At 58.5% G+C, this 25,120-nt stretch carries 26 protein-coding genes and 1 pseudogene; 17 read left to right on the forward strand and 10 right to left on the reverse strand.

Annotated features, from left to right (window positions below; genetic code table 11):
- Window positions 1–209 precede the first annotated feature (209 nt).
- Together FP026_RS06395 and FP026_RS06400 are read right to left on the reverse strand one after the other, a co-directional pair.
- A complete protein-coding gene (locus FP026_RS06395; RefSeq protein WP_246665267.1) occupies window positions 210–1,706 on the reverse strand; it encodes a CHAD domain-containing protein in 1,497 nt (498 codons plus the stop codon).
- A 194-nt stretch (window positions 1,707–1,900) separates the two neighbouring features.
- The gene (locus tag FP026_RS06400) at window positions 1,901–2,050 is read right to left on the reverse strand and encodes a hypothetical protein (RefSeq protein ID WP_120670580.1); all 150 of its coding nucleotides are present in this window, start codon (window positions 2,048–2,050) and stop codon (window positions 1,901–1,903) included.
- 361 nt (window positions 2,051–2,411) lie between these two features.
- On the opposite strand from FP026_RS06400, the gene FP026_RS06405 reads away from it, so the two are divergent.
- The 5 genes from FP026_RS06405 (at window position 2,412) to FP026_RS06420 (ending at window position 7,329) form a co-directional block, all read left to right on the forward strand.
- On the forward strand, window positions 2,412–2,942 hold the full coding sequence (locus FP026_RS06405; RefSeq protein WP_149633796.1) for a 2Fe-2S iron-sulfur cluster-binding protein: 531 nt from the start codon (window positions 2,412–2,414) through the stop codon (window positions 2,940–2,942).
- A complete protein-coding gene (locus FP026_RS06410) occupies window positions 2,939–3,928 on the forward strand; it encodes an FAD binding domain-containing protein (protein WP_149633797.1) in 990 nt (329 codons plus the stop codon). The genes FP026_RS06405 and FP026_RS06410 overlap by 4 nt, the downstream gene beginning before the upstream one ends.
- Window positions 3,925–6,210 (forward strand): xanthine dehydrogenase family protein molybdopterin-binding subunit, encoded by a 2,286-nt coding sequence (locus FP026_RS06415; protein ID WP_149633798.1) that lies wholly within the window; start codon window positions 3,925–3,927, stop codon window positions 6,208–6,210. The genes FP026_RS06410 and FP026_RS06415 overlap by 4 nt, the downstream gene beginning before the upstream one ends.
- A gap of 345 nt (window positions 6,211–6,555) precedes the next feature.
- Window positions 6,556–6,732 carry a hypothetical protein gene (locus FP026_RS30155; protein WP_188112518.1) on the forward strand — a complete coding sequence of 59 codons (177 nt, stop codon included), beginning with the start codon at window positions 6,556–6,558 and terminating at the stop codon, window positions 6,730–6,732.
- Window positions 6,733–6,828: 96 nt separating this feature from the next.
- On the forward strand, window positions 6,829–7,329 hold the full coding sequence (locus tag FP026_RS06420; protein ID WP_149633799.1) for a ferritin-like domain-containing protein: 501 nt from the start codon (window positions 6,829–6,831) through the stop codon (window positions 7,327–7,329).
- Between the two features lie 177 nt (window positions 7,330–7,506).
- Here FP026_RS06420 and FP026_RS06425 read toward each other — a convergent pair whose 3' ends face one another.
- From FP026_RS06425 to FP026_RS06435, 3 genes are all read right to left on the reverse strand, one after another.
- Entirely contained in the window at window positions 7,507–8,517 is a 1,011-nt protein-coding gene (locus tag FP026_RS06425) for a PAS domain S-box protein (RefSeq protein ID WP_210247959.1), read from the reverse strand.
- 340 nt (window positions 8,518–8,857) lie between these two features.
- On the reverse strand, window positions 8,858–9,019 hold the full coding sequence (locus FP026_RS06430; protein ID WP_113248975.1) for a DUF1328 domain-containing protein: 162 nt from the start codon (window positions 9,017–9,019) through the stop codon (window positions 8,858–8,860).
- A gap of 67 nt (window positions 9,020–9,086) precedes the next feature.
- Window positions 9,087–9,614, reverse strand: coding sequence for a hypothetical protein (locus tag FP026_RS06435; RefSeq protein WP_149633801.1), 528 nt, complete (start codon window positions 9,612–9,614; stop codon window positions 9,087–9,089).
- A gap of 346 nt (window positions 9,615–9,960) precedes the next feature.
- Between FP026_RS06435 and FP026_RS06440 the strand changes: the two genes are divergently transcribed.
- Window positions 9,961–10,380 carry an HD domain-containing protein gene (locus FP026_RS06440; protein ID WP_149633802.1) on the forward strand — a complete coding sequence of 140 codons (420 nt, stop codon included), beginning with the start codon at window positions 9,961–9,963 and terminating at the stop codon, window positions 10,378–10,380.
- A gap of 67 nt (window positions 10,381–10,447) precedes the next feature.
- On the opposite strand, the gene FP026_RS06445 is transcribed toward FP026_RS06440, so the two are convergent.
- Window positions 10,448–10,735, reverse strand: a complete 288-nt coding sequence (locus FP026_RS06445; RefSeq protein ID WP_149633803.1) for a DUF3175 domain-containing protein — start codon at window positions 10,733–10,735, stop codon at window positions 10,448–10,450.
- 221 nt (window positions 10,736–10,956) lie between these two features.
- On the opposite strand from FP026_RS06445, the pseudogene treS reads away from it, so the two are divergent.
- From treS to FP026_RS06460, 3 genes and pseudogenes are all read left to right on the forward strand, one after another.
- Window positions 10,957–12,603, forward strand: a pseudogene (treS, locus tag FP026_RS06450) (maltose alpha-D-glucosyltransferase); the annotation flags it as partial.
- A 329-nt stretch (window positions 12,604–12,932) separates the two neighbouring features.
- Window positions 12,933–13,166, forward strand: a complete 234-nt coding sequence (locus tag FP026_RS06455; protein ID WP_149633805.1) for a DUF2934 domain-containing protein — start codon at window positions 12,933–12,935, stop codon at window positions 13,164–13,166.
- 186 nt (window positions 13,167–13,352) lie between these two features.
- Window positions 13,353–13,574 carry a hypothetical protein gene (locus tag FP026_RS06460; RefSeq protein WP_149633806.1) on the forward strand — a complete coding sequence of 74 codons (222 nt, stop codon included), beginning with the start codon at window positions 13,353–13,355 and terminating at the stop codon, window positions 13,572–13,574.
- 23 nt (window positions 13,575–13,597) lie between these two features.
- On the opposite strand, the gene FP026_RS06465 is transcribed toward FP026_RS06460, so the two are convergent.
- From FP026_RS06465 to FP026_RS06475, 3 genes are all read right to left on the reverse strand, one after another.
- Entirely contained in the window at window positions 13,598–14,203 is a 606-nt protein-coding gene (locus FP026_RS06465) for a hypothetical protein (RefSeq protein ID WP_246665268.1), read from the reverse strand.
- 114 nt (window positions 14,204–14,317) lie between these two features.
- Complete coding sequence (locus FP026_RS06470; RefSeq protein ID WP_149634101.1) at window positions 14,318–15,319, reverse strand: DNA topoisomerase IB; 1,002 nt, start codon at window positions 15,317–15,319, stop codon at window positions 14,318–14,320.
- A gap of 157 nt (window positions 15,320–15,476) precedes the next feature.
- A complete protein-coding gene (locus FP026_RS06475) occupies window positions 15,477–15,680 on the reverse strand; it encodes a hypothetical protein (RefSeq protein WP_149633807.1) in 204 nt (67 codons plus the stop codon).
- A 363-nt stretch (window positions 15,681–16,043) separates the two neighbouring features.
- Between FP026_RS06475 and FP026_RS06480 the strand changes: the two genes are divergently transcribed.
- A complete protein-coding gene (locus FP026_RS06480; protein WP_149633808.1) occupies window positions 16,044–16,226 on the forward strand; it encodes a hypothetical protein in 183 nt (60 codons plus the stop codon).
- A gap of 10 nt (window positions 16,227–16,236) precedes the next feature.
- Window positions 16,237–16,434, forward strand: a complete 198-nt coding sequence (locus tag FP026_RS06485; RefSeq protein ID WP_149633809.1) for a hypothetical protein — start codon at window positions 16,237–16,239, stop codon at window positions 16,432–16,434.
- A gap of 273 nt (window positions 16,435–16,707) precedes the next feature.
- Here the strand turns inward: FP026_RS06485 and FP026_RS06490 are convergent, their stop codons facing one another.
- Complete coding sequence (locus FP026_RS06490) at window positions 16,708–17,145, reverse strand: CBS domain-containing protein (RefSeq protein WP_149633810.1); 438 nt, start codon at window positions 17,143–17,145, stop codon at window positions 16,708–16,710.
- Window positions 17,146–17,487: 342 nt separating this feature from the next.
- On the opposite strand from FP026_RS06490, the gene FP026_RS06495 reads away from it, so the two are divergent.
- From FP026_RS06495 to FP026_RS06520, 6 genes are all read left to right on the forward strand, one after another.
- Complete coding sequence (locus FP026_RS06495) at window positions 17,488–17,862, forward strand: hypothetical protein (RefSeq protein ID WP_188112519.1); 375 nt, start codon at window positions 17,488–17,490, stop codon at window positions 17,860–17,862.
- A 505-nt stretch (window positions 17,863–18,367) separates the two neighbouring features.
- Complete coding sequence (locus tag FP026_RS06500) at window positions 18,368–19,849, forward strand: M81 family metallopeptidase (protein ID WP_149633812.1); 1,482 nt, start codon at window positions 18,368–18,370, stop codon at window positions 19,847–19,849.
- A gap of 82 nt (window positions 19,850–19,931) precedes the next feature.
- Window positions 19,932–21,449 carry an ABC transporter substrate-binding protein gene (locus tag FP026_RS06505; RefSeq protein WP_149633813.1) on the forward strand — a complete coding sequence of 506 codons (1,518 nt, stop codon included), beginning with the start codon at window positions 19,932–19,934 and terminating at the stop codon, window positions 21,447–21,449.
- Window positions 21,450–21,470: 21 nt separating this feature from the next.
- Window positions 21,471–22,412: an ABC transporter permease gene (locus tag FP026_RS06510; RefSeq protein ID WP_149634102.1), complete on the forward strand. Its 942-nt coding sequence runs from the start codon at window positions 21,471–21,473 to the stop codon at window positions 22,410–22,412.
- Entirely contained in the window at window positions 22,409–23,269 is an 861-nt protein-coding gene (locus tag FP026_RS06515; protein ID WP_149633814.1) for an ABC transporter permease, read from the forward strand. The genes FP026_RS06510 and FP026_RS06515 overlap by 4 nt, the downstream gene beginning before the upstream one ends.
- 11 nt (window positions 23,270–23,280) lie before the next feature.
- Complete coding sequence (locus tag FP026_RS06520) at window positions 23,281–25,074, forward strand: ABC transporter ATP-binding protein (RefSeq protein ID WP_432444105.1); 1,794 nt, start codon at window positions 23,281–23,283, stop codon at window positions 25,072–25,074.
- Window positions 25,075–25,120 lie beyond the last annotated feature (46 nt).

A 25,120-nucleotide genomic window follows, 5' to 3' on the forward strand; every position in this document is an offset into this window, starting at 1 on the left:
GAGCACGTATTAACCCTCAGTCGTCACCGCCTACATCATCGTTGGCGACGATGTTTTGATGGTACTCCTTCGTGGACGGGAGTCCATGCCAAATGCGATGGCAAGGCAACGACGTCGATCTATCTCGATATCAAACCGTAATCATCATGGCCTGAATGTTGGCAATGGCCCGCCGAAGCGACGCCGCCAATGCCATCATCGTAGCCTGCCTATCGCCAGAACCGCTTGGTGTCGAGGACGTCGTCGAGGGCCGCCTGCGCGGCCGCGATCAATGACCCCTTGTCGGCGTGCAGGATGACCGATTCGGCCTCCGGGTGGTCTTGCAGGCCGTGCTTCTCCAGCACACTGGGGCCTGTTGCCAGGTCGTTCAGCGCTCCAAGCTGATCCTGCAATTCCTCCATGGCCTTGATGAAACGCTTGTGGCGGCGAGCCTTCTTATTGTCGGCGAACAATGTTTTGAAGAATTCGGCGGCGTAGCGCAGCTTTTTGGCATCCTTCCTCGCCTCGTGCCGCTGCTCGTCGTCGACATGTGCGAGATCCCGGCCGTGCTTCTTCAGCTTTTTCCGCATCTTGTCGAGCGCTTCGACCGCCTGTTCGGCGATCGTCTTGTCTTTTGCCGGCCCAGCCAGATAGGCGCCCGTGTGCAGCCATTCATGGAAATCCAGCATCAGCGCTCTGGCGCGGGGTGATCCCAGAGCGTTCTCGACCTCGTCATAGGCGGCCTCGCGTGCTTCCTGCAGCCTGTCCGCAAAATCCCCGTCTTTCGCTTTCGGCAAAAGCACGTCGATGTTGCGGGCTTCGCCCAGCACGCCGGCTAGCCAGCGGAATTCGCTGGATAATCGACGAGCTTCATCGTCCAGGATCGGCTTGAAGAGTGAAATGGCGGATCGCAACCGCCGCATCGCGACGCGTGCCTGGTGAAGCGCTTCAGCGCTTCTTCGGTGCAGCAGTACGGTTTCGTTCAATCGAAACTGGCGGAAACAGGCTTGCGCTATCACCTGGAATCCCTCCACGGCGGTCGACCGCCACTCCAGGTCGATTTCCGCTGATTTATACACATGTTGCGCCGCGGCCAGCAGCCGATAGCCGCGCTCGGCCTTGGAATGAATGCCGAACTTGAATGGAACGATCGCCTCGATCTTGCGGGCGAGAGCAAACAAGTCCTTCGGATCACCGTCCTTCAATTCCAGCTCTATCTCGCAGATAGGCGCCTGCCGATCAGCCTCCACGGCCGTGCCCCGATCGGCAGCGAGCTCGATCTTGGAGCCGTTCTCGATCAGGTTCCAGATTCTGCGGTCGATGGAAACCTCAAACTGAGGAAAGAGATCTTCCCGAATGTCGCCGAACTGATTGAGAAGAGGGCTTGTATGGTCGAGGGCAGGAACGTCCGTCTCGACGGCGGTCTCCCATTCCGATCGGGCAAACAGCGAGGCGCTGGGACCGGTTGCCTTCACCGTTTGCGTCCTCGCGGCACCAGAACGGCGGATACGGAGTGTGAAACCTGCGTCGAACAGCCTGCGGTCGTTCGTATCGAAATAAATCGAACGCTGCTCGACCGTCTCGGCAGGTTCGCCAAGAAGGTCCGACGAGACGAGGCTATCCATCTCCGAATGCGACAGATCAAGCTTCAGTTCGATTTCAGCCACCTTGATGCTCCCTATGCCCTCTATGATCTGTGGAACGGTTTCGTAGTAGGGATAGTTCAATCGTCTCACATCCAGATGAAAGCACGCTTTCTCCGCAAGATCACTGTCTGGCGTGAGAAAATCGACTGAAAACAGGGGTATGGCCGGATAAAATCGGTGACGCAGCCAAAGGCTCGCCCTCGATTGTGGCGAGTTTCTTCTTGAGCATCATCGGCAGGCCCGATGCCACGGCCGGCCGTTTCGCAGGCAGCCAACTAATGGTGCTTGAAATATTGCACCTCGCGCTCGTGCTTTTCGGCAGCCTCGCGGGTTTTGAAGGTTCCGAGATTCCTGCGCTTGTTTGTCTTCGGATCGACCTTGCGTGAGTAAAGCCGGTATTCGCCAGATTTCAGTTTGCGGATCATGGTCATATTCTCCGTTCAAAGAGATTTAATCCTCGTAGGCCTGTTCTGGTTCCAAGGGACCCGATTGGCGCGATGCCGTTGCCATTGCCATTGCCATCGTGCCTCGTGAAAGCCGGAACGATCGCTGGCACGGTCCTCACTAAATCCAAGGCACGCGCAATCTTCCGGGAACAATTGGCCGCCCGTCTGGTTTTCGCTCAGGCAGCAGCGGAGGCTTGGAGATGAACAAGCGCGCTGTCCGCTCCGGCTGCCAGGCAAAGGCGCGTGAGGTCTGCGGATCGGATGCCGGCCTGGAAACGCTGGTTGGACGCTATTGCCCGATATGACAAGCGCATCGGTTGCCATCAGGGAGGCAAAGATCATGAAGTTCACGATCAACGGTGAAAACGTTGAAGTGCAGCCTGATATTCGCACATCGCTGCTCGATCTGCTGCGCAATATCCTTGGGTTTACCGGTACAAAGAAGGGATGCGATCAGGGCGCTTGCGGCGCCTGCACGGTCTTGGTCGACGGTGAGCGCATCAATTCCTGCCTGGCGCTCGCAGTCCAGTATCAGGGCCGCAGCATCACGACGATCGAGGGTATTGCTTCGGAACGCCAGCTTCACCCGTTGCAGCAGGCTTTCGTCGAATGTGAAGGCTTTCAATGCGGATATTGTACGCCGGGGCAGCTCTGCTCGGCGATCGGCATGATGCATGAGGTCGATCGCAACGTGCCGAGTGCGGTCACGAAGGACCTTTCGGCAACGAGCGTCATTCTCGACGAGATCGAGCTCCGCGAACGAATGAGCGGTAATCTCTGTCGATGCGGCGCCTATAACGGCATTGTCGAGGCCATCTCGCAGACTTTCGCGGAAAGTGAAACGGAGAACAAGAGGAGGGTACGGGCATGAACCTCTTCTCTTACGAGCAGGCATCCAACGCCACCGCCGCCATCGATCTTGCCAAAGCCGGCAACGCGCCGCGATATCTTGGCGGAGGCACGAATCTCGTCGATCTGATGCGCGAAGACATCGAACGCCCGGACATGCTGATCGATATCACGCAATTGCCCGCCGACATCGAACCACGTTCCGACGGCAGCCTTCTGATCGGTGCCGCGGCAAAGAACACCGCGCTTGCGGCGGATTCGTATGTTCGCTCGGCCTTTCCACTGCTTGCCCGCTCCATCCTTGCGGGGGCGAGCGCTCAAATCCGCAACATGGCAACCGTCGGCGGCAATATCTTACAACGCACGCGCTGTCGGTATTTTTATGACGATGCCGCCCATTGCAACAAGCGGCATCCGGGTGATGGCTGCGATGCCAGAGACGGCTTCAACCGTTATCATGCGATCCTTGGCGCCTCGCCTTCCTGTGTCGCCACCCATCCGTCCGACATGTGCGTCGCGCTTGCCGCGCTGGATGCGAGGCTGCACCTGAAGGGTTCTATCGGTTTGCGCAGCATGCCTCTCCTGGATCTACACCGATTGCCCGGAGAAAGGCCTGATATCGAAACGGAATTGCAGCCGAACGAACTGATCACGGCGGTTGAAATTCCGCCGCTTCCCTTCGCCAGACGCTCCACTTATCGCAAGGTGCGCGACCGCGCGAGCTACGCCTTCGCTTTGATCTCCGTCGCCGCCGCAGTCGACATCGACGAGGCGGGCAAGGTGCGCGATGTCCGCCTGGCACTCGGCGGCGTTGCCCATAAGCCCTGGCGCGCCTTAAAGGCCGAAGCGGTTCTAAAAGGCAAGCCTGCCAATGTCGAAAGCTTTCGCGCGGCAGCCGAAGCGGAACTCGCCGCGGCGGTTGGGCTGAAGGATAACGGATTCAAGATCGAACTGGCGAAACGAACGATCGTCGCCGTTCTCGATGAGTTGAAGGGAGAGGGCGCATGAGCGTACAATCCGACACTTCGAAAGGAATGCCCGGCAGCTGGCAGCCGGCCGTTACATCTGATCCGCTGCTGCGCAAGCACGGCGCGCTCGGACGGCCGATCTCACGTGTCGACGGGCCGCTCAAAGTCCAGGGCAAGGCCCGCTTTGCAGCCGAATATCCTTATGAGGATATCTGCTACGCCGCGCTCGTCTTCAGCAAGATCGCGCGGGGCCGCATTACCGCGCTTGATACCGCGGCTGCCGAAAAGGCGCCCGGCGTCGTGCTGGTGATGACTTACCGGAATGCGCCCCGAATGAAAGCGCCGTCCCTGATGATGTCCTCGCCGTCGGCCGCCGGTGCAAGCGACCTGCCCGTCATGCAGAACGACGAAATCCACTGGAACGGCCAGGCTGTCGCGGTGGTTCTCGGCGAAACGCAGGAGCAAGCCGACTACGCGGCATCGCTGATCGCGGTGGAATATGCTCCGCTTCGCGCAGTCACTTCCTTTGAGGAGGCCAAGAGGAAGCCGCGTCAGCTGGAGACGTTGCTCGGCGAGCCGCCCATCCTGGAAATCGGCGATGCGGAAGGTGCCTTAAAGGCATCTGAAGTGCAGGTGGACAACATTTATCGAACGCCTCGGTACAATCATAACGCAATTGAGCTGCACGCCGCGACGGCCGTCTGGAAGGGGGATGAACTGCGCGTACACGATGCGACACAAATGATCGATCTGACCGCCGGGCAACTCGCCGACATTTTCGACATCGATCCGAGCAAGGTGCGTGTGACCTCCCCCTATGTCGGCGGAGGCTTTGGCGGCAAGTGCCTGTGGGATCATCAGATCCTGGCATGCGCGGCCGCCAAGCTCGCGCAGCGCCCGGTCCGGATCATGCTGTCGCGCGAGGGCGTCTTTCGCCTCGTCGGCGGCCGTACGCTAACGGAGCAGCGGGTGGCGCTGGGCGCCAATGCCGACGGAACGCTGAATGCGCTCATACATACCGGCATCGTCGCTATGACGCTGCATAATTCCTGCCCCGAACAGTTCACCTTTCCGGCCCGCCATCTCTATGCCGCCAAAACCTTCCGCCTGGCTCAGGAGGTTGCCGACATGGATATGCTGGTGAATACCTTCATGCGCGCACCGGGCGAAGCCATCGGGACGTTCGCGCTGGAATGCGCGCTGGACGAACTGGCCGATAAGCTCGGTATCGATCCGGTCGAACTGCGCAAACGTATCGAGCCGGAAAACGATCCGACGAGCGGGAAGTCCTTCTCCTCGCGTCATTTGCTCGACGCCTATGAGAAGGGCGCGAAGCAATTCGGCTGGCATCGCCGCAATCCGGAGCAGCGTCGGCAGCGCGAAGGAGAATGGCTGATCGGCATGGGCTGCGCGACGGCGACCTATCCTTACTATCGCTTTCCCGGAACGGCGGCCAGTATCAGGCTGACGGCTAACGGTCGCGTCACGGTTTCGACGGCGGTTCACGACATGGGAATGGGCACGGCAACGGCGCAGGTGCAGCACATTGCCGCGCGCCTTGGCATTCCGGCCGATCGGATCAACTTCGAATATGGCGACAGCGCGTTGCCTCGCGGCGTCATTGCCGGGGGCTCGACACAGACGGCTTCGATCGGCGGCGCTGTCATTGCCGCGACGGAGGTCTTTATCGAAGAGTTGATCAAGCTTGCAGGAAATGCCTTGCCGCTCGCCGGCCTTTCGCTTGCCGACGTCGAGCCTCGTGATGGCGGGATCGGGCATCGTGACGATGCCGACCGCTTCGAGACATATGAATCGATTCTCCGTCGCTCCGGCCGCAATGAGCTTGTCTGCCAGGCCGAAGCACCACCGCCGGCCGAGATGGAAGCTTTCTCGATGCATTCCTACGGTGCGCAATTCTGCGAATTGCGTGTCAGCGAGATTACCGGAGAAATTCGAGTTACGCGCTTCCTCGGTTCATTTGATGCCGGACGTATTCTGAACGCCAAGACGGCGACCAGTCAGTTCAAGGGAGGCATCGTCATGGGAATTGGTCTCGCCTTGACGGAAGAGACGAATTTCGATGAGCGGACAGGCCGCGTCGTCAATGCCTCACTCGCCGAATATCATGTGCCAGTGCACATGGATGTGCCGCAGATCGATATCCTCTACACCGATGTCGCCGATCCGCAGGCGCCAATGGGAGCGCGCGGGATCGGCGAAATCGGCATAACGGGTGTGGCGGCAGCCGTTGCCAACGCTGTCTTTAACGCGACCGGCAGGCGCGTTCGCGAGCTGCCGATCACGCTTGATAAAATGATCTAACGTAAGTGCAGCCTTAAGTTAAGCGGATTACATCGCTGCGCTTTGGCCGATGAAGAGTTTCGCAAGGGGGTACAAGCTGCGTGCTTCACACGTGAAAGCTGTGCATCTATTTGGACTCCTTTCGCCGGCTCTATTCTATCGAGTAAGTATTTCGCATGATGGCGAGGACTGAGCTATTAACAGCGAAGCTATCGAGATGGAAAGACCGCCGCCCCGTGTCGCTCGCATTGATTGGCGAAATAGGAAGACAGTATTTTTTGAAAGTCGTGGGGGAACCAAAGCCTAATCCGTCTGTTTGGAAGTCGAGACCGGCAAGGTCTCGCAATCAAGCCAAGGAGAAAGAACATGGCAACTCAAGGCGGTTCACATGACCAGAACGTCAAAGCTGGTCAGAAAAGCCACAAGAATACCGGCACGAAGCAGCAAGCTTCATCTCGGAAAGAGCAATCAAAAGAGGGAACGCGTGGTGGCAGCCACGAACAACATGTGAAGGCCGGCCAGCAGAGTCACAAGAACTCGTGATCTAGTTTTCATGCAATGCCGCGTAGGCGGCCTTTCTCTGCGGCGGTAAAAAGCCAGCCGCGCAAAAGAACTCACCAATAATCGTTGGAGGAAACAATGGCATCACAGAAGACATTGAATGATCTGTTCTTGGACACCTTGAAGGACATATACTACGCCGAGAAGCAAATTCTCAAGGCCCTGCCCAAGATGGCGCGTGCGGCGCAGGCAGAAGAAGGCAAGCAAGGCTTTCTGCATCATCGCGATGAAACGCAAGGTCATGTCGAGCGCCTGGAGCAGGTTTTCGAAATGCTGGGAAAGCCAGCGCGGGGCAAGACATGCGAAGCGATCCAGGGCATCATAGCCGAAGCCGACGAGATCACCGAAGAGTTCAAGGGTACGCCCGCTCTCGACGCTGGCCTCATCTCCTCCGCCCAGGCTGTCGAGCACTATGAAATCGCCCGCTACGGCACTCTTATCGAGTGGGCCAAGCAACTTGGGTTGAAGGACGCTGTGCCACTTCTTCAGCAGACGCTGGCAGAAGAAAAAGCCACCGACCAGAAGCTTACCAAGCTTGCGGAAACGGCGGCGAACGCAAAGGCGAAAAAAGCGGCGTAGAACCTTGGTCGTATTTCATTCGTCGATGCGCTGCCGAGGGCAGCGCATCGCTCGGTCAAGCATGACGGCGTCCTGCTGCAGCGGTGCAGCATTTCACGGAATCTCTGAGCCGCTCTATCTCATTGTTTTTACGCAATTCCGGACGGAAAACCGCTGCGCACTTTTCCTGGAATTGCTCTAACGACGCAGGACAGCGGAGGGAATACGCAAGAAAATTTTCAGCCCTGCCGGATTCCATTCGCGCTCGATGGCTCCCTGAAGCGACCCAACCGTCGCTTTCTCGAGCTGCGAACCGAAGCCCCCAGGGCCATCGGGCTGATGGACGGCCGGCCCTCCGATTTCCCTCCAGATGAGCGAGAAGTCCGTGTCGTTGCGCACCTCGATTTCGATGCGGCCCTCGGGTACCGATAAGGCGCCGTACTTCGTCGCGTTCGTCGAGAATTCGTGCAGGAGCAAGGCAAGCGACGTCAACATATTCCCGCGCACCGGAACATCCTGGCCTCCTATGGAGACACGCTCCACGCCATCGACCTGATGGGCGGCAAAGAGAGCCTTGACGAGCGCAAAGAACGTCGTTTCCTGCGGCTGATAGTTCACTGCAAGTCCGACATCGGGGAGGGTCAGATCGTTTGCGATTGCCAATGCGCTTATACGGGCTCGCACGTCGCGTGCAAGTTCGGGGACCGTCGTTGCCGTACGCTCGCTCAAGCCGATCACTGCGTTCGCGATAGCGAAAATATTCTTGATTCTATGGTTCATTTCCCGAAGCAGGAGGATCTGCCGTTCGGCGGCGCGCTTGCGCTCGGAAATGTCACGGGCGACTTTCGAAGCTCCGACGATGCTGCCATTACTGTCGCGGACCGGGGAAACCGTCAGCGAAATATCCAGCAAGGTCCCATCCTTGCGGCGGCGGACGGTTTCATAGTGTTCGATCCTCTTTCCGCCGCGGATGCTGCCAATGATGACGTCTTCCTCATGCAGTCGATCTTCGGGGATGATAATGGAAATATGCTGGCCGATCGCTTCGTTCGCGGTATATCCGAAAAGCCGTTCGGCGCTTCGGTTCCAGCTCGTGATGTGGCCGGTGAGGGATTTGCTGACGATCGCGTCGTCGGAGTTCTCGACGATGGCCGCGAGCAAGGCCTGCGCTGGAGGAGCGTCCACGCCGGCGGGTTCTGCAGACGTCACGATCGTGGCTCGTGATGATGAAGTTGTTGCTGTTTCGCGTTGCAAATCTATCGATTGTAGTAAGTGAGGTGCCTCCTCACGCATTCACTGCCTCCCGTTTTCTATCACTCCGTTATCGGAGAACGATGATCTCCCAGGTTTTCGGCACTCAAACAGATATGGATCAGCCTGATTGCCAGATGCAGATGGCCTCGATGCTCAGCTCACCTACGATCCCCGCATTCGGATTTTCAGGCCAAGGAATAGCAACATTCTTAAGCTCCTTGCGGAGACCAGGTCGCCCACGGCCGAGCAATATCTTGGCTCGCCCTGTCGAGGCCAGTTTTTCCGGCTGCCATGCCTAACGCCTCATCACATTCATGACCAGCGAGACAACGAAGAATAGCAGGAAGATGAAGAACAGTACCTGAGCAATTGACGCCGACGCACCGGCAATACCGCCAAATCCAAGGGCGCCCGCGATCAGGGCTACGACGAGAAATACCAACGCATAGTAAAGCATCTCACTCTCCATTTGTTACCCAATAGAGAACGGGATCGGTTATCAATTTGTTCCATGGCCGAAAAGGTTAAGCGGCAAACATCGTTTCTCGCGAAGAAACCTTGCGGCCATCATCAGCCGGTGGCGGCGGTTCGGCGGCTTCCAGATATAGTCTTGCCGGCACGATGAGTGCGAACCAAAGACTGGCGCCGAGGAGAAACAACGCCGTCGTCTGATCCTCGACGTGGACGCAGAATGGAAAGGCGACCGAGGTGAAAAGCACCGTCAGGCGAACAGCCCATTCGGCTTCGCGCTTGCGAACCGCAATGGCGGCCAGCGCGCGATAGGCACGGATATTATAGGTCCTTGCGCTCCGACCGAACGCTAGCACCCGGAGCGATGGAATGGAGAGCATCAACAGGGCGACAAAGATCAACCTGTAGGCGCTGCCTGCCAGGAACAGGCTGCTTGCGGACAGAAGCAACAAAATGACGATAAGATTCCAGAAAGGAGCAAGTTTCTGCGGCGATTGACCTGTGTGCTCGTGCCACGTCCGCAGCGCCATCGCTCCACAATCAAGCAACGGTCGATCAACATAACGATTGATGAATTCCATGCGGCGCCCTTCCAAAGTCGTGGGAAGCCAAGACCAGAAAAATCCGGCATCAGCATGGCAGCCAGCCAATCGCGATGAAAATATTCGATGATCCCGCCGCCGCGCGGGCCGCGAAGAGGGAACAATCCGTTTTGAGCTTGGTTCATTGGCTGATTTCGCGGGGGGTGCGCTTCTTGGGAAGGCTCACATGTGGCCGGCCTTCGTGTCCGTCGGAAAGGAGGGTAGGATGTCGGCCCGGCGCTCGGGACACCTTCCTCGGGCGTTGACGACGGCCAGATATCCCTTGCAATTCGATCTCTCGTGTCCGTTCGGCGGGCATTCGCGATCACTGGAGGCGTTGAATATCATGAAGCACCTTGACCAAGCCATACAGATTGCGCTCGAGGCGCATGAGGGGCAGACCGATAAGACGGGACGCCCATTCTTCGAGCATTGTCAGAGGATCGCACTTCTCGTTTCCGGAGACGATGCCCGCACGGTCGCCTATCTTCACGATGTCGTCGAAAAAGGAAGAGGATGGACACTCGATCGACTGAGGGAAGAGGGTTTTCCTCCAAAGATCGTCTCCGCCGTGAACGCGTTGACGCGGCGATCGGACGAGCCGGATGACGAATTCGTCAAACGGGCGGCGTCGAATGCACTGGCACTGCCGGTGAAGAAGGCCGATCTGGAGGATAATCTGTGGCAAAGCGAACAAATCGGCAAAAGCGGCGAGAAGTATCAGCGCGGTTTGCAGATCCTGCTCGGGATTATGGGAAAGATCTAACTTCGGTTCGCCGCCGCTCAAGCATCTTTGCTGTTCGATCCAAGCATGAGCCGATCGCAGATGTAATCTAGGGTTCGCGGCCGAAATCCTTGCGCAACTCGGCCTTTGCCTTTTCCAGCGTTGTCCGTCTCGACTTGGAGAGTTGATCGCCGGCGCGGTTGATATAGAAGTTCAGCATGGACATCGCCGATTGAAACGGGCTGGCCTTGCGACGGTGGCTTTGCTCGGCAGATTGCTTGAGAGAATCCGCGATCTTCTTGGCGCTACGCTGCGTGAAGACGTCCTTGTCGAGATCCATTGCGTCGCTATTATCCGTCACCTGCTGTGACCATTTTTTCGATTTCTTTTCTGACATCGTTCCTTCCTCCTTGAGGGGGCGCCACGAGGACAGTCGCGTTGGGCACCCCATGGCAATTAAGCCAAACACACGGGATCCTCCCGTGTTCCCGGGATATCGGCCGGCCGAACTTCGCCTTCGAAGCAGACATTCGCAATCTGCGGCCTTGAAGAGGCGGCGGGAGACATTAATTCCGGAAGTGTGGATTGGCGAACAGGGATTGCCCGAGGAGCAGCCGATTGAACAGGACTGAACGTGAGCTTCGGTATCCGTCCTGGCACAAGGATGCCGTGATCTATCAGCTGCATGTCAAATCCTTCTTCGACGCCAACGGTGACGGATTTGGGGATTTCGAAGGGCTTACCCAGAAACTGGACTACCTGGCATCGCTTGGTGTCGACACGATCTGGCTGCTGCCCTTCTATCCATCCCCCAAGCGCGACGATGGCTATGATGTCCTGGATTACGAAAGCATTAGCCCGGAGTTCGGTACCCTTGCCGATTTCAAGGTCTTCGTGGACGCTGCCCATGCGCGCAGGATGCGCGTGATCATCGAGTTGGTCATCAACCATACATCCGATCAGCATCCCTGGTTTCAACGGGCGAGACACGCACCCGCCGGTTCGCCGGAGCGGGATTTCTACGTGTGGTCGGACACGGACGACAAGTTTGCCGAGACGCGCATTATTTTTGTCGATAGCGAAAGATCCAATTGGAGCTGGGATCCCGTTGCCGGAGCCTATTTCTGGCACCGGTTCTATTCGCATCAGCCGGATCTCAATTATCACAACCCCGAGGTCATCGAAGCGCTCTTGAGCATCATGCGCTTCTGGCTTGATTTCGGGGTTGACGGGTTTCGCCTCGACGCCGTTCCCTACCTGGTCGAGCGCGAAAACACCAACAACGAGAACCTTCCAGAAACCCATGAGCTGCTCAAGCGCATCAGGAGGACCCTCGATGCCAGCTATCCGGGCGTCATTCTTCTCGCCGAAGCCAACCAGTGGCCGGATGAGGCACGGGATTATTTCGGAAAGGGCGATGAATGCCACATGGCTTTCCATTTTCCGCTGATGCCGCGAATATTCATGGCGGTCGCCACGGGAGACCGTCAACCGATCGTGACGATGGTTGAGCAGACCCACGATATTCCGGAGAATTGCCAATGGGCCATTTTCCTGAGAAACCACGATGAGCTGACGCTCGAAATGGTCACCGAGGCCGAGCGCAATTTCATGTGGAATACTTATGCGTCCGACGAGCGCGCGCGGCTCAACCTCGGCATCCGGCGCCGTCTGTCGCCCTTGATGGATCAGGACAGGCGTCGCGTCGAACTTCTGCAGGCGCTGCTGCTCTCGCTGCCGGGCAGTCCCGTCCTCTACTACGGCGATGAAATCGGCATGGGCGATAATGTCGAATTGGGCGATAGAAACGGTGTTCGCACGCCGATGCAATGGTCCGACGGTAGAAATGGCGGGTTTTCGAATGGCGACCCGGACGCGCTCGCGCTTCCGCCCATCGACGATGCCCGGTATGGGTTTCGCGCCGTCAATGTGGAGGTGCAAGAGAACGACCCGCATTCTCTGCTAAACTGGATTCGCCGCACTCTGGCAATTCGCTCCGAGCATGAAGCCTTCGCGCGGGGTCATATTCGTTTCGTAGACGCGGATAACGCCGCCGTCATTGCCTATGTCAGGGAATACCGCGGCGACCACGTGCTTTGCGTCGCGAACCTGTCGAAGGTTCCGCAAGCCGCCGATCTCGATCTGCGTGGGTATGCGGATCAACGCCCGAGGGAATTGTTTGGCGGTGCGGCATTTCCGGTCATTGGCAAGCGTCCCTATACGCTCACATTTCAGCCCTATGGATATTTTTGGCTCCAGATGGAGCGCCATTCCAGATGAGAATGCTTTGCCGGTAGGCTTGGCATCGCTCGCCCGGCGGCCGCCATTCTTCTGCATGCTCATGCGCGATCGGCTCTTATGATCGCAATCCTCATCGAATTCGCTGAAATGGCAGCATTCCCACGAAAAATGAGGTATCTCCGGGAACATCCGCACGGTGTCGCGGTTTGACATATTCAGAGCATTTCCTGGAAACGTGCGCAGCGGTTTCCCGTCCGGAGTGCGTAGATGCTTGAGGTGAGCAAGCCAACGATACTGGCTTGCCGTGAGCGGAGTTGGGCCTTGCCGATATACTATCCGAAGGATCGCGTTCGATGAACCAGACTTCACAGGAAGAAGCCGTACGCCTGCGCGCCTATCAAATATGGCAGGACGAGGGCCAGCCGGATGGACAGGATATTGTCCATTGGCATCGTGCAGCCCAAGAAATCCTTGCCGAAGACGGGCAGCAGCAGCCTGAAATGGATGAGACCGAGGCCGTGACGCAGGCCACGACCTCGCCGCAAGCGCCGCCGATGCTTTCGGCCGCGCAGAAGTCGCGCCCTTAGAGCCAGGATCGTCAGAGCAGGGAACAGTAGGTCGCGGTTTTCCGTCCGCTCTGGGCATCCTTCAGGGCGTCAAGTGTATCGCCCCACTGAGGCGAGCGAATGATGGCGGGATCGGACGCCTAGCGTTGCCGACCTCGACTGCGCTCCCGCCCTGTCTCGTGGCTTTTTGATAGAAAAGAGAACGCAATGATCCGAAAATCTCTGCAAAATCGAACCTATCCATTGGCTCCCGCCGAACTCAAACTTTGCCAACGCGCCTTCGACGCCTTCCTTATCGAGCGGGATGCGAGACGCGACAGCGAAGAAGCGGAAGCAGCGGCGGCGCTGATCATCGAGCTGTATCAAAAGGGTATCCGTGATGAGAAGCAGCTCCTGCTTCTGGCCAAGGCAGCTGACGTACGACCCTGATCCCTTGCTAACTACGCCTGGCCTCATACACGCGGCGGCGGAGCATAATGTATGGGATCACGATCCGGTGGATCGTAAAGGCCGCGCTTCTCGTCAAATCGCTTCCAGCCGCCTTGAACGTAGAATGCCCGGCGCGCCGCAATATCGATCCGCGGCACCCGGTCGAGAATTTCATTGGCAAGCGGAACCTGTGCCTCTCTGACACGGGCGATAACCAGCGCGCCACCTCGGCGTAGGCTTTCGGCGTAAACATCGGCATCATCTTTTGAAATGCCCGAACCGGTCAATGCTCCTATGATACCCCCCGTCGCACCGCCGAGGACGGCGCCGCCTGCAGCGCCTACCAGCATCGTGATAAGCCAGCCCGCGGCGAGGACGGGACCGATACCGGGAATCGCGATGACGCCCATGCCGGCCAAAAGGCCGCCTGCGGCACCTGCGACGGCTCCAACGCCGGAGCCCGTGATCGCATCCGCCGCCGTTTGATTTTCTCCCTCGTCGATCCTGCGACCATCAAGCGTGCGAGAAATGATCGAGATGTCCTTCGGTGCAATTCCGGCATCTTCCAGCAGCTCGACGGCAAGCTTTGCCTTGCAATATTCATCGAAAAGTCCGGCGATCATCGGCATGAGCCATCTCCTTTCGTCGGTCGGAACTAGCGCCTGCAGATTTAACTATTTGAAAGACCACATGTTCCGCGCTCACGCGCACAATTGAAGGTGCATCGAGCTCCCGGCGGCCGCTCAGCCTATTGCCTCCAGCCAGCGCAGCACCGCCACTTCGTCTTCATCCATCCATTTGAGAATGGCCGATCCTTTTCGCACGCGCATTTTGGCGATTTCGCCGAGGCGGCCGTTGTCGAAATCCTCGAATACGCGGGGGTGGATATAGGAGCCGCGACAGACGGCACGTGTGTTCACCAATTTCGTCGCGACGCTGTCGATGACTTCATTGATCTGTCTTGCTCTTCCTCTTGCGGTGTCCGCCGGTTCGAGTACCGAAAGCGCCGTTGCCGCCATGCGCGTGGCGCCCCATATGCGAAATTGGCGCGAGCTGAAGTCGCAGCTCGTTGCTTCGCGGATATAGGCATTGACGTCCTGTGAACGGATCGGGTGGGTTAGTCCGTTTTCGTCGGCATATTGAAACAAGTGCTGGCCAGGCAGTTCCTGAAGCATGCGAATGGCGCGGATGATCCGCCTATCCGTGACATTGAGGCGCCATTCCTTGCCGGACTTGCCCTTGAAGCGAAACTGCAGGCGTGATCCGATCGCTTTGACATGGCGGCCGCGCAGCGTCGTCAGGCCATAGGAGCCATTTTCAAGAGCATAGGCCTCGTTGCCGATACGGATAAAGAGATTGTCCATCAGCGAGACCACGGTTGCGAGCCCCTTTGCCAAGCCCGGCTTGCGTCGCCTGAGGTCGGCGTCGACGCGCTTGCGAATGGCCGGCAGCGATCGTCCAAACTCGGCCAGTTGGGCAAATTTCTCGCTTTCGCGCATGGCGATCCAGCTTGGATGATAACGGTATTGCTTGCGCCCCCTGGCGTCACGACCGACCGCCTGCAAATGGCTGTTCGCATCCGGCGATATGATCACATCCGTATAGGCGGGGGGAATGGCTAAAGCGGATAGCCGATCGAGCTCTTTCGAGTCGGTTATTCTTTGTCCCTGTCGATCAAAATAGGCAAAGCCTGCGCCGCTTCTTTTGCGGCTTATGCCCGTCTCAAGTCCTGCCAGATAGACGATCTCGTCGTTTGCCGAAGCCGGCTGACTGCCGATCCGCTTGCCCGATGGATCTGTTTCCGTGCGGTCAGCCGATTCCCCCGCGAGACGGCTCTCAGCCGTCGATGCATCGTCGCGCTCACCGGGAATAATAACCTCCGTTTTCACCCGCGCACCGCCGTCAATCGTCACCCTTCTGTTTCAGCGCGTCGGAAACCCGGCGCTTGCGGGGATGGTCGATATTTTCGCCGTGTGCATCGCGCGCTTTCTCCCCGCCATCCTTCGCCGGAAGATATCCGGCCGGCTTCGATCCGGCCGGTACTTCCCATCGCGGTGATTGGTCCGTGGTTCCGGCTGCGCCGTCGCGTGGCCGCTGATGTTTCATTGCTGTCTCCTTTCGAACGTTCGATGCGTCAGATCATCGTGACGTCTCGCTTTTGCCAATGAAACCGTCGGTACGCCGCATTGTTCCTTTCGGCTTGGGCAGGGGCTGGGCCGTTGGATGATCGCACTGGGGCGTTCAGGCGAGAGTGGGAACTTTCAATCCCAGTTTTCGTTTGACCTCATTATCAGAGCGAATTCAGGGGAATTCGGTGACGCAGATTTTTACGGGCATCTGCTGATACGAGGCTGCGCGCGTCGTCGCCTCAGGTCCCCCTGACAAGAACCCGTGCTGCCCTGCTCCAGACATACTGGCTTTGCGATTTCCCGCAGCAGGTTTCGGCAAGAGCAGCGATAGGAGGAGATGATGAATAGCAGACCACCACCAGTTCCCGAAGCAAACCGAAGCGATAAGGGCGTCGGCGATCACGCCAGACCGTCGATATCCGACCCCCGCAAGCCTGACATGTCGGTCGATCCCGAGAAGAAGGGCCAGCAGGGAAACAGCAGGATCAACACCAGCCACCAAGGCAATCAGCAGGATCGATAGGGAGGTGCCAATGTCCACTTCGACCAAGACGCCGGCCAGCATCCGCCAGGGTGGTCCGGGCGCATCGCATAAAAATGCCAAGGCGCCATTGAATATTCCAAAGCCACCTGCAGAGCCTGATCGGCGCGACCGAAGCAAGATTTCCGGCGGTGGCGGAGAACGCGATCGTCATCATGGCCATGAGCCCAAGCGGAAGGGCGGCAAGTAGGACAGCCTTTTAGAGGAGTTTCCGCTCTGTCGTAATCGAAGAACTCGCCTATGGCGGGCTTCAGCTTGGACGGCTGGTTTGGCGCGTTAGCACTGTGACGCAGGGATCCCTCGCGCCTTTGTGAGAAGGCAATGCCTGAGAATACTAAGTGTGGCATCAAATCTTGAATGCTGATTCTGTCCGGCTGCGATTTGCAAGTCGGCAATAATCGATCGCCCGTCTCATTATCGGAGACGGGCGATCGACGAAGTCAAGAAATCGGCAGCTTGTCGGCTAGACGCCAGTTTGCGTGTGCCTGCCCCCCGGTCTCGAAATACCGGAAAGCGCTGATGCGGCTGCCCCGTCGCTGGCTTTTACAGCGATGTCTGCCAAAGACAGTATGCCGACCAGGCGTTTGTCACGGCTGACCACGGGAAGGCGGCGAAGTTGCTGGTCGCCGAGATTTTGCATGACATCATCGATGTCTTCGTCCTCGAAGCAGTATTTGATATCAGAGCTCATCACATCGGCAATCTTGGCGTCCGGCCCCTTGCCTCGGGCAACCGCGCGGATGGCGATATCTCGATCCGTGATGACGCCGACCAGGCGATCATTGTCACGGATCGGAACCACGCCGGCATCGATATCCGCCATGATCAAAGCGGCATCCCGGATCGATTGGTCGGGACGAGCAATACGCACGTCTCGTGTCATAGCTTCACTGACTTGCATGATGAACCTCCATTCTCCGTTAGCGCCACCGGACCCATGCATCTGGGTCCGGTGGACACGAGCCGGCGGCCGCCGACGCTTTCTCCGGTTGTCTTGACCCGGAGATTGTTTTGGACATGCGAGACGCCGGAAACGTCGTCGGTTATGTTCCCAGACACTTGTTCCGACATGCACACCGAACAAGCGCGGAATGCGAATGTTCCCTGCCTGATCGGATGTCTGGAAAATTTGGGTAGCTAAGGCCACCATCCATGCGCTGATGGCAGAAGATGACGCAGCCCCTACTTGTCTTTGTCACTCACGTTCTTAAGTGAATCCATAGCGTATCCAATGGAGGTTCCGGTGTTCAAACATCTGGTTTTGCTTACCCTTACGCTGATTCCGGCGGCCGCATTCGCGCAATCGACCGATCTCGAGGCAACCTGCAAAACGGTGGCCAAGAATTTCTTCCTGTCCGACGGGCTCTCGATCGGCGCGATCCAATCCTTTCCCGAACTGAAGCCGCCGGGCGTGCGCATGGCTTATTCCACACGGCAGGGAACGGCGCCATCTGAGATGAGCGACACGTTCGAATGCGAGTTCGACAAGGCGGACAAGCCTCATAACCTTGCCAAGTTCTGCGTATCGAGCACCTGCTATACGGCCAACGACCAGGATGCCGACCGGAAACGACGGTTCGAGGAAATGCGCATTCTTTTGCAGAGAGCAGAAAAGTAAGCAACATCCTACGGATAAGGTGGACGGCAGGCATCTTCGCCAATAGCTGAGACGTGGCCAATCCATGCCTGTCGTCAGGACGATGAAATATTGCAACGGCGATCGGCAGAGTGTTTCGCCATGCATTTGCCGATCCACGAAGGCGCGCTTTTCATTCCGCAAGTGGTCCTTTGAGCGACTATGAAAGCTCGGCGCCGGTTTTTGTTCATGAAGAAAAAAAATTACAAATTTTCCTGAAAATATTCAAGTGGCGTTGACTTTCCGCTTATTTGACGCATTATGATGAAAATAAATTACATAAGAAGCGATGAGCGGGTGAACTTACGAACGGGAGCTAAATCTGTCGACGACGTCGATGGCGGCTGCGGTCGGCCTTCGATTTCACGGACGGTCATCCAATACGGCGGCTTTGGCGGTTCCGGGCATCGCTCGAACGTAATGAGCGAGGATAGTCCGGTGTTGGTCGGTTTCCGGCTCCGAAACTCTGTTTATTCGGGTAACAGGTATGCGCATTTTCACCGCCTCATTGGCGACTGAAACAAACACATTTTCTCCCGTTCCGACCGATATGAACGCCTTCAAGGCGGCATTTTATGCTGGACCAGGCGAGCATCCGGAAACGCCGACCCTGTGTTCCTCGGTCGTGCCGATCCTGCGTCGCCGCGCCAAGGCGGAGGGGTTCGTCACTATCGAGGGTACCTCCTGCTGGGCAGAGCCGGCCGGGCTCATCCAGCGCCAGACCTATGAGACGCTTCGCGACCAAATCCTTGCCGAACTGACCGCGGCGATGCCGGTCGATGCCGTCGTTCTCGGCCTCCATGGCGCGATGGCAGCTCAAGGGTATGACGATCCCGAAGGTGATTTACTCTCGCGGGTGCGCGATATCGTCGGCCCCGATGTGCTCGTCGCCGCGGAGTTCGATCCACATAGCCATCTGACGGCTCTGCGCGTCGCCAATCTCGATATCATGGCAGCCTTTCTCGAATTTCCGCATATCGATTTCGAAGAGCGCGGTGAGCACGTCGTCGAGCTGGCGCTTCGGACGCTCCGGGGCGAAATCAAGCCGGTCATCTCCACGTTCGATTGCCGCATGATCACCATCTTTCCGACGAGCCGCGAACCGATGCGATCCTTTGTCGACCGCCTGAAGGCGATGGAGGGCAAGGATGGCGTGCTCTCCATCTCCGTTATCCATGGCTTCATGGCCGGCGACCTGCCCGATATGGGCACGCGCATCGTCGTCCTGACCGACAATGACAAGGCCAAGGGCGATGCCTTGGCCGCTTTACTCGGACGCGAGCTTTACGGCTTGCGCAAGGAAGCAGCCATGCCGATGTTCGATACCGAGGCAGGTCTCGATCGGGCGATAGCAATCCGCGCCGCGCATCCGGAGCTGCCGGTAACGATCGCCGATGTCTGGGACAATCCGGGCGGCGGCGTTGCCGGCGATGCAACGCATATTTTGCGGCGGATGATGCAACGCGGCCTGGATGACTTTGCCGTTGCGACGATCTGGGATCCGATTGCGGTGACCTTCTGCCATGCGGCGGGCGAAGGGGCGGTGCTCAACCTGCGCGTCGGCGGCAAGTCGGGGCCGGAAGGCGGCGAGCCGCTTGACCTTCGCGTCACCGTGCAGCGGCTTTTCCATGCCGGTTGGCAGAGCTTCCGCAATAGCCACGTCGTGCTTGGCAGCACCGCTGTCGTCCGTCCGGTCGGGACCAATATCGACATCGTGCTGATCACCAGCCGAACACAGACCTACGAGCCGGATATCTTCTCCAATCAAGGCGTCGATTTTGCGGAGAAGGCCTATCTGTTGGTCAAATCGACCAATCACTTCCATGCTGGTTTCCTGCCGGTGTCCTCCGAGATCGTCTACGTCGCCGCGCCGACCTCCTATCCGACGGATCCGGCAACGACACCCTATCGCAAGGCGCGCCTCGACTTGTGGCCGCGCATCGCCGACCCCCTAGGATTGGACGCATGAACCGTCAGCCGAGGGGAACCGGCTGCCGGCCTTAAAAGAAACGAACTCGACCAAATGCCAACGAAAATAGAAGGGGAATGAGATGAAGAAGAGCGCATTCGTTTTGATCACGCTGGCCATGCTTGCAGGCACAAGCAGCTTGGCGACCGCCCAATCCTCGGATGGCGTCCTGACCGTCGCCACCATCGGTGAATTGCCGACGCTCGATGCCATGCAGACGCCGACCGACATCGTGCTGACCGTCGATCAGCACATTTTCGAGACGCTCTATACCTACGATGCCCAGTGGAAATCCGTTCCGCTGCTGGCGGCCGCCATGCCGACGATTTCGGATGACGGTCTTACCTATCGCATTTCGCTGCGCGAAGGCGTCAAGTTCCACGATGGCAGTGACTTTGACTCTAAAGACGTCGTCGCTTCGCTGAAGCGTTGGATGACCGTCAATTCCAAGGGCAAGCAGGTTGCCGGCATTATCGATAGCCTGACGGCCGACGGTGATCATGCCGTTGTCATCAAGCTGAAGTCGCGCTATGCGCCGCTGCTGGCAACACTGTCGCAGTCCTCGATCATCCTTCCTTCGGAAAAGGTCGCCGATACGCTTGCCGATTTCATCGGCACCGGCCCCTATATGCTGAAGGAGCGCAAGCCCGACCAATACACCCAGCTTGTCCGCTTTGATGGCTATAAGTCACCCGAGGGCGAGCCGAACAACTATGCCGGCAAACGCGAAGCGATCGCCAAGGAAATCCGTTTCGTACCAGTGCCGGATGCCAATACCCGCGTCGAAGGCCTGATTTCCGGACAGTTCGATTTCGCCGACTCTCTGCCGGTCAGCGCCTATGAGCGCGTCGAGAAAAGCGGCAACGCTAAACCCGTGATTTTCGAAAATACCGGGTGGGTTTCGCTCAACATGAACATGAAGCAAGGTCTGCTGGTGAAGAAGCCCTTGCGCCAGGCCGTGCAGGCCGCGCTGAACTCTTCCGACATGATGCTTGCCGCCTTCAACGACCAGCGCTTCTTCAGCGTCGATGGTTCTTTCTTCCCGAAGGGGTCCTTCTGGCATACCGACGCCGGTGTTGTCCGCTACGGCGAAGGCGATCCTGATACCGCGGCGAAGCTTCTGAAGGACGCGGGATATGACGGCACACCGCTGCGGCTTCTGACCAGCCGTCAGTATGAATTCCACTATAAGATCGGCGAGGTCGCCAAGGCCTATCTGGAGGCTGCAGGCTTCAAGGTGGACATGCAGGTCGTCGATTGGGCGACCCTGACCACCCGCCGCGCCGATCCGAAGGAGTGGGATATCTTCATCACCCATTCCAACTTCCCCGGCGATCCCACGACGATCAATACGATCACGGACAGCTACCCCGGCTGGTACGTGTCCGACCAGAAGGCCAAGGCCGTCTCGGCCTATATGGACGCCACGAGTGACGATGCCAAGCAGAAGGCCTGGGAGGGCATCCAGACCGTGATCTACGATGACGCGCCGCTTTACAAGGTCGGCAACTTCAATGCCCTTTCGGGGATTTCCGCGTCGGTCACCGGCTATATGCCGACCTATTGGCCGCATTTCTGGAACGTCACTCCCAAGAAATAAGGCTCGAAGCACATGGCAAAGATCGCCCAGGCGCTTTTGAGACGTCTCGGAGGCATGGTGATTGTGCTCGCGCTCGTCGTCACGGTCGTCTTCATCATCGTCCGGGTTACCCCGGGCGATCCGGCGGCCGTGATGCTGGGGGCCGACGCCACGCCGCAGGATATCGCGCAGCTGCGCGCCAAGATGGGGCTCGATGCGCCATTGCTGGTTCAATACGTCCAGTTTGTTCTCGGCTTGTTGAAGGGAGATCTCGGGCAATCGATCTTTCTCAACCAGCCGGTCACGCAGGCGCTTGCCGCCCGCGCCGAGCCCACCTTCTTCTTGACGCTGTTCTCCATTCTGATCGCCACGGCGATCGCGCTTCCCGTCGGGATCATCTCGGCGGTCAAGCGCGGAACGCTCTTCGATCAGATCGTCGTTATTCTGACCATGGTGGCCGCGAGTGTGCCGAGTTTCTGGCTCGGCCTGATGCTGATCCAGATCCTGGCCGTCGGCCAGGGCTGGTTTCCAGCCTCCGGATATGGCGGTCCGGACACCGGCTTCCTCGAGCGCCTGCACCATCTGATCCTGCCGGCGATCACTCTGGGTATCGTCAACTCCGCCATGATCACGCGTTTCACGCGGGCCGCAATGCTGGATGTGCTCGGCGATGACTATGTGCGCACCGCCCGCGCCAAGGGTGCGAGCGAACGCCGCGTCATCCTGAAGCACGCACTGAAGAATGCACTGATTCCGATCATTACCGTCATCGGCCTCTCCGTTGCGATGCTTGTCGCCGGCGCCGTCGTCACGGAAACCGTCTTCGGATTGCCCGGTGTCGGCAATCTGGTCGTGTCCGCCGTCCTGCGGCGCGATTATCCGGTGATCCAGGGCACGCTTTTGGTGGTCGCCGCCATCTACGTCCTCATCAATTTCATCGTCGACATGCTCTATATTCTCGTCGATCCCAGGGTGCGTCTATGACGGCCGGTTCTTTCACTCTGCCGTTTGCCGCAAGCCTGCGACGCCTCTTTGGCAATCGCGCCATGCTGCTGGGCGCCATCATTCTGCTTGTCGTCATCCTTGCCGCCATCCTGGCGCCCTGGATTGCCCCTTACGCGCCGAACAAGCTGTCGATCATCAACAAGCTCAAGGGGCCATCGGAGGCTCATATCTTCGGTACCGACGAATTCGGGCGTGACATCTTCTCGCGCGCGATCTTCGCGGGCCGCGTTTCGCTGCTGGTCAGTCTCGGGGTGGTGTGCATTTCGACGGTGCTCGGCGTGTTTCTTGGCGTCATTGCGGGGTATTTCCGCAAATTCGATGCGCCGATTTCGCGCCTGCTCGATGCAATGATGTCGTTTCCCGACATTCTGCTTGCGATCGCCTTGGTCGCAGCGCTCGGACCGTCGCTGGTGACCGTGATCCTGGCGCTTGGCATCACCTATGCGCCGCGACTGGCCCGCATCGTCCGGGGCTCGACCTTGGTCTTGAGGGAACTACCTTACATCGAGGCGGCGATCGCTATGGGTCTGCCCACCTGGCAGATCCTGTGTCGCCACGTCCTACTCAATCTGGCGTCACCCATTCTGGTGCAGGCCACCTTCGTCTTCGCCTCCGCCATGCTGGCCGAAGCAAGCCTTTCATTCCTCGGCGTCGGCGTGTCCTCCGACACTCCAACCTGGGGAACCATGCTCGCTTCCGGCCGGGAATTCATGAACAATGCGCCCTGGCTCATGGTCTTTCCCGGCCTTGCCATCGTCTTCTCGGTCCTATCGCTGCAATTGCTCGGCGATGGCCTGCGCGATCTGGTCGATCCGCGTCTTGTGAAGGAGAGCTGATCATGACCGACATGACCTCCGCCACCCAGCCTGTCCTCGCCATTGAGGACCTGACGACGTCGTTCAGGACGAGCGAGGGCTGGCGTGCCGTCATCCGCGATATCAATCTGCAGGTCGGTGCCGGGGAAACCGTCGCCATCGTCGGTGAATCCGGCTCCGGCAAGAGTGTGACGGCGCTCTCGACAATGCGTCTTCTGCCCTCAGACAGGGCGCGAAGTGAAGGCAGGATCCTGCTTTCCGGCAAGGATCTCCTCAAGGTTTCCGAGGCGGAAATGCGCTCGGTTCGCGGCGGTTCGATCGGCATGATCTTCCAGGAGCCGATGACATCGCTCAATCCGGTGTTCACCATCGGCAACCAGATCGCAGAGGCGCTTGTGCTGCACCAGAGCCTCTCCTGGCACGCGGCCGAGGCCGAGGCCGTGCGGCTGATGGAGCGCGTGCGCATTCCCGCAGCCAAAACCCGGCTGAACGAATATCCGCATAAATTCTCGGGCGGTATGCGCCAGCGCGTCATGATTGCCATGGCGCTTGCCTGCCGGCCCAAGCTGCTGATTGCCGACGAGCCGACGACGGCGCTCGACGTCACGATCCAGGCGGAAATCCTTCACCTCATTCGCGAGTTGCAACGTGAAGAGAACATGGCCGTACTTTTCATCACGCATGACATGGGTGTCGTTGCTGAAATCGCCGACCGCACGGTCGTCATGTTTCGCGGCGAGATGATCGAGACCGGCCCGACGCGCGAGATTTTCGCCGCGCCGAAGGCCGTCTACACGAAATCGCTGCTTGCTTCTATTCCGCGGCTCGGCACGATGGGCAATGCCGTGGCGCCCAAACGCTTTCCCGAGGTCGATCAGGCGAGCGGAGAAGCGATCGACGGCCGCGAAATGCGCGGCGTTTCCGAGGCGGTTGCACCCATTCTCAAGGTCGATGATCTTTCGGTCCGGTTCGACCTGCCAAATGGCCGCATCCATGCCGTCGAGCGTGTCTCGTTCGATCTGCGTCCCGGCGAAACCCTTTCGCTGGTCGGCGAATCCGGCTGCGGCAAATCGACGACTGGTCGCGCGATCATCCGGTTGATCAATCCAACCGCCGGCTCTGTCATGATCGATGGGCGGGACGTTACGGAAGCGAATACACGCGAATTGCGCGCGATGCGTCGCACGTCGCAGATGATCTTTCAGGACCCGTTTGCATCGCTCAATCCGCGTATCACCATCGGCTCGGCAATCGCGGAGCCGATGCTTGCCCATGGCGTGATAGGCAGGCGTGAAGCGAAGGGGCGGGTCAGCGAGCTGCTCGAACAGGTCGGGCTGTCAGCGAAGATGGCCGACCGCCATCCGCACGAATTTTCCGGCGGCCAGCGTCAACGTATCTCGATCGCCCGGGCGCTGGCGCTCGATCCGAAGTTTATCATCGCGGACGAGGCCGTCTCGGCGCTCGACGTTTCGGTCAAGGCGCAGGTTTCCAACCTCTTGCTTGAGCTGCAGGAGGAACGTCAGCTCGCCTATCTCTTCATCAGCCATGACATGGCGGTCGTGGAGCGGGTAAGCCATCGGGTCGCCGTCATGTTTCTTGGAGAAATCGTTGAAATAGGCCCGCGTGCGGCGATCTTCGATAATCCCCAGCATCCCTATACGCGGCGGCTGATTTCGGCCGTGCCGATCCCGGATCCGTCGCGTCGTGGCCAGTTGGTGCCGCAGCCTTCGGATGAGATCAAGAGTGCGGTAAGGCCGCTCGATTACGAGCCGCCGAAACGGACCTACCGGGAGGTTTCTCCGGGGCATTTCGTACAGGAAGCATAGCGGCGCGGCTCGCGCGATGAATTGCAAAAACGCCGCCGAGGCAACC

The sequence above is a fragment of the Martinezella tropici genome (assembly GCF_008370325.1).
Classification (GTDB): Bacteria; Pseudomonadota; Alphaproteobacteria; order Rhizobiales; family Rhizobiaceae; genus Rhizobium; species Rhizobium tropici_B.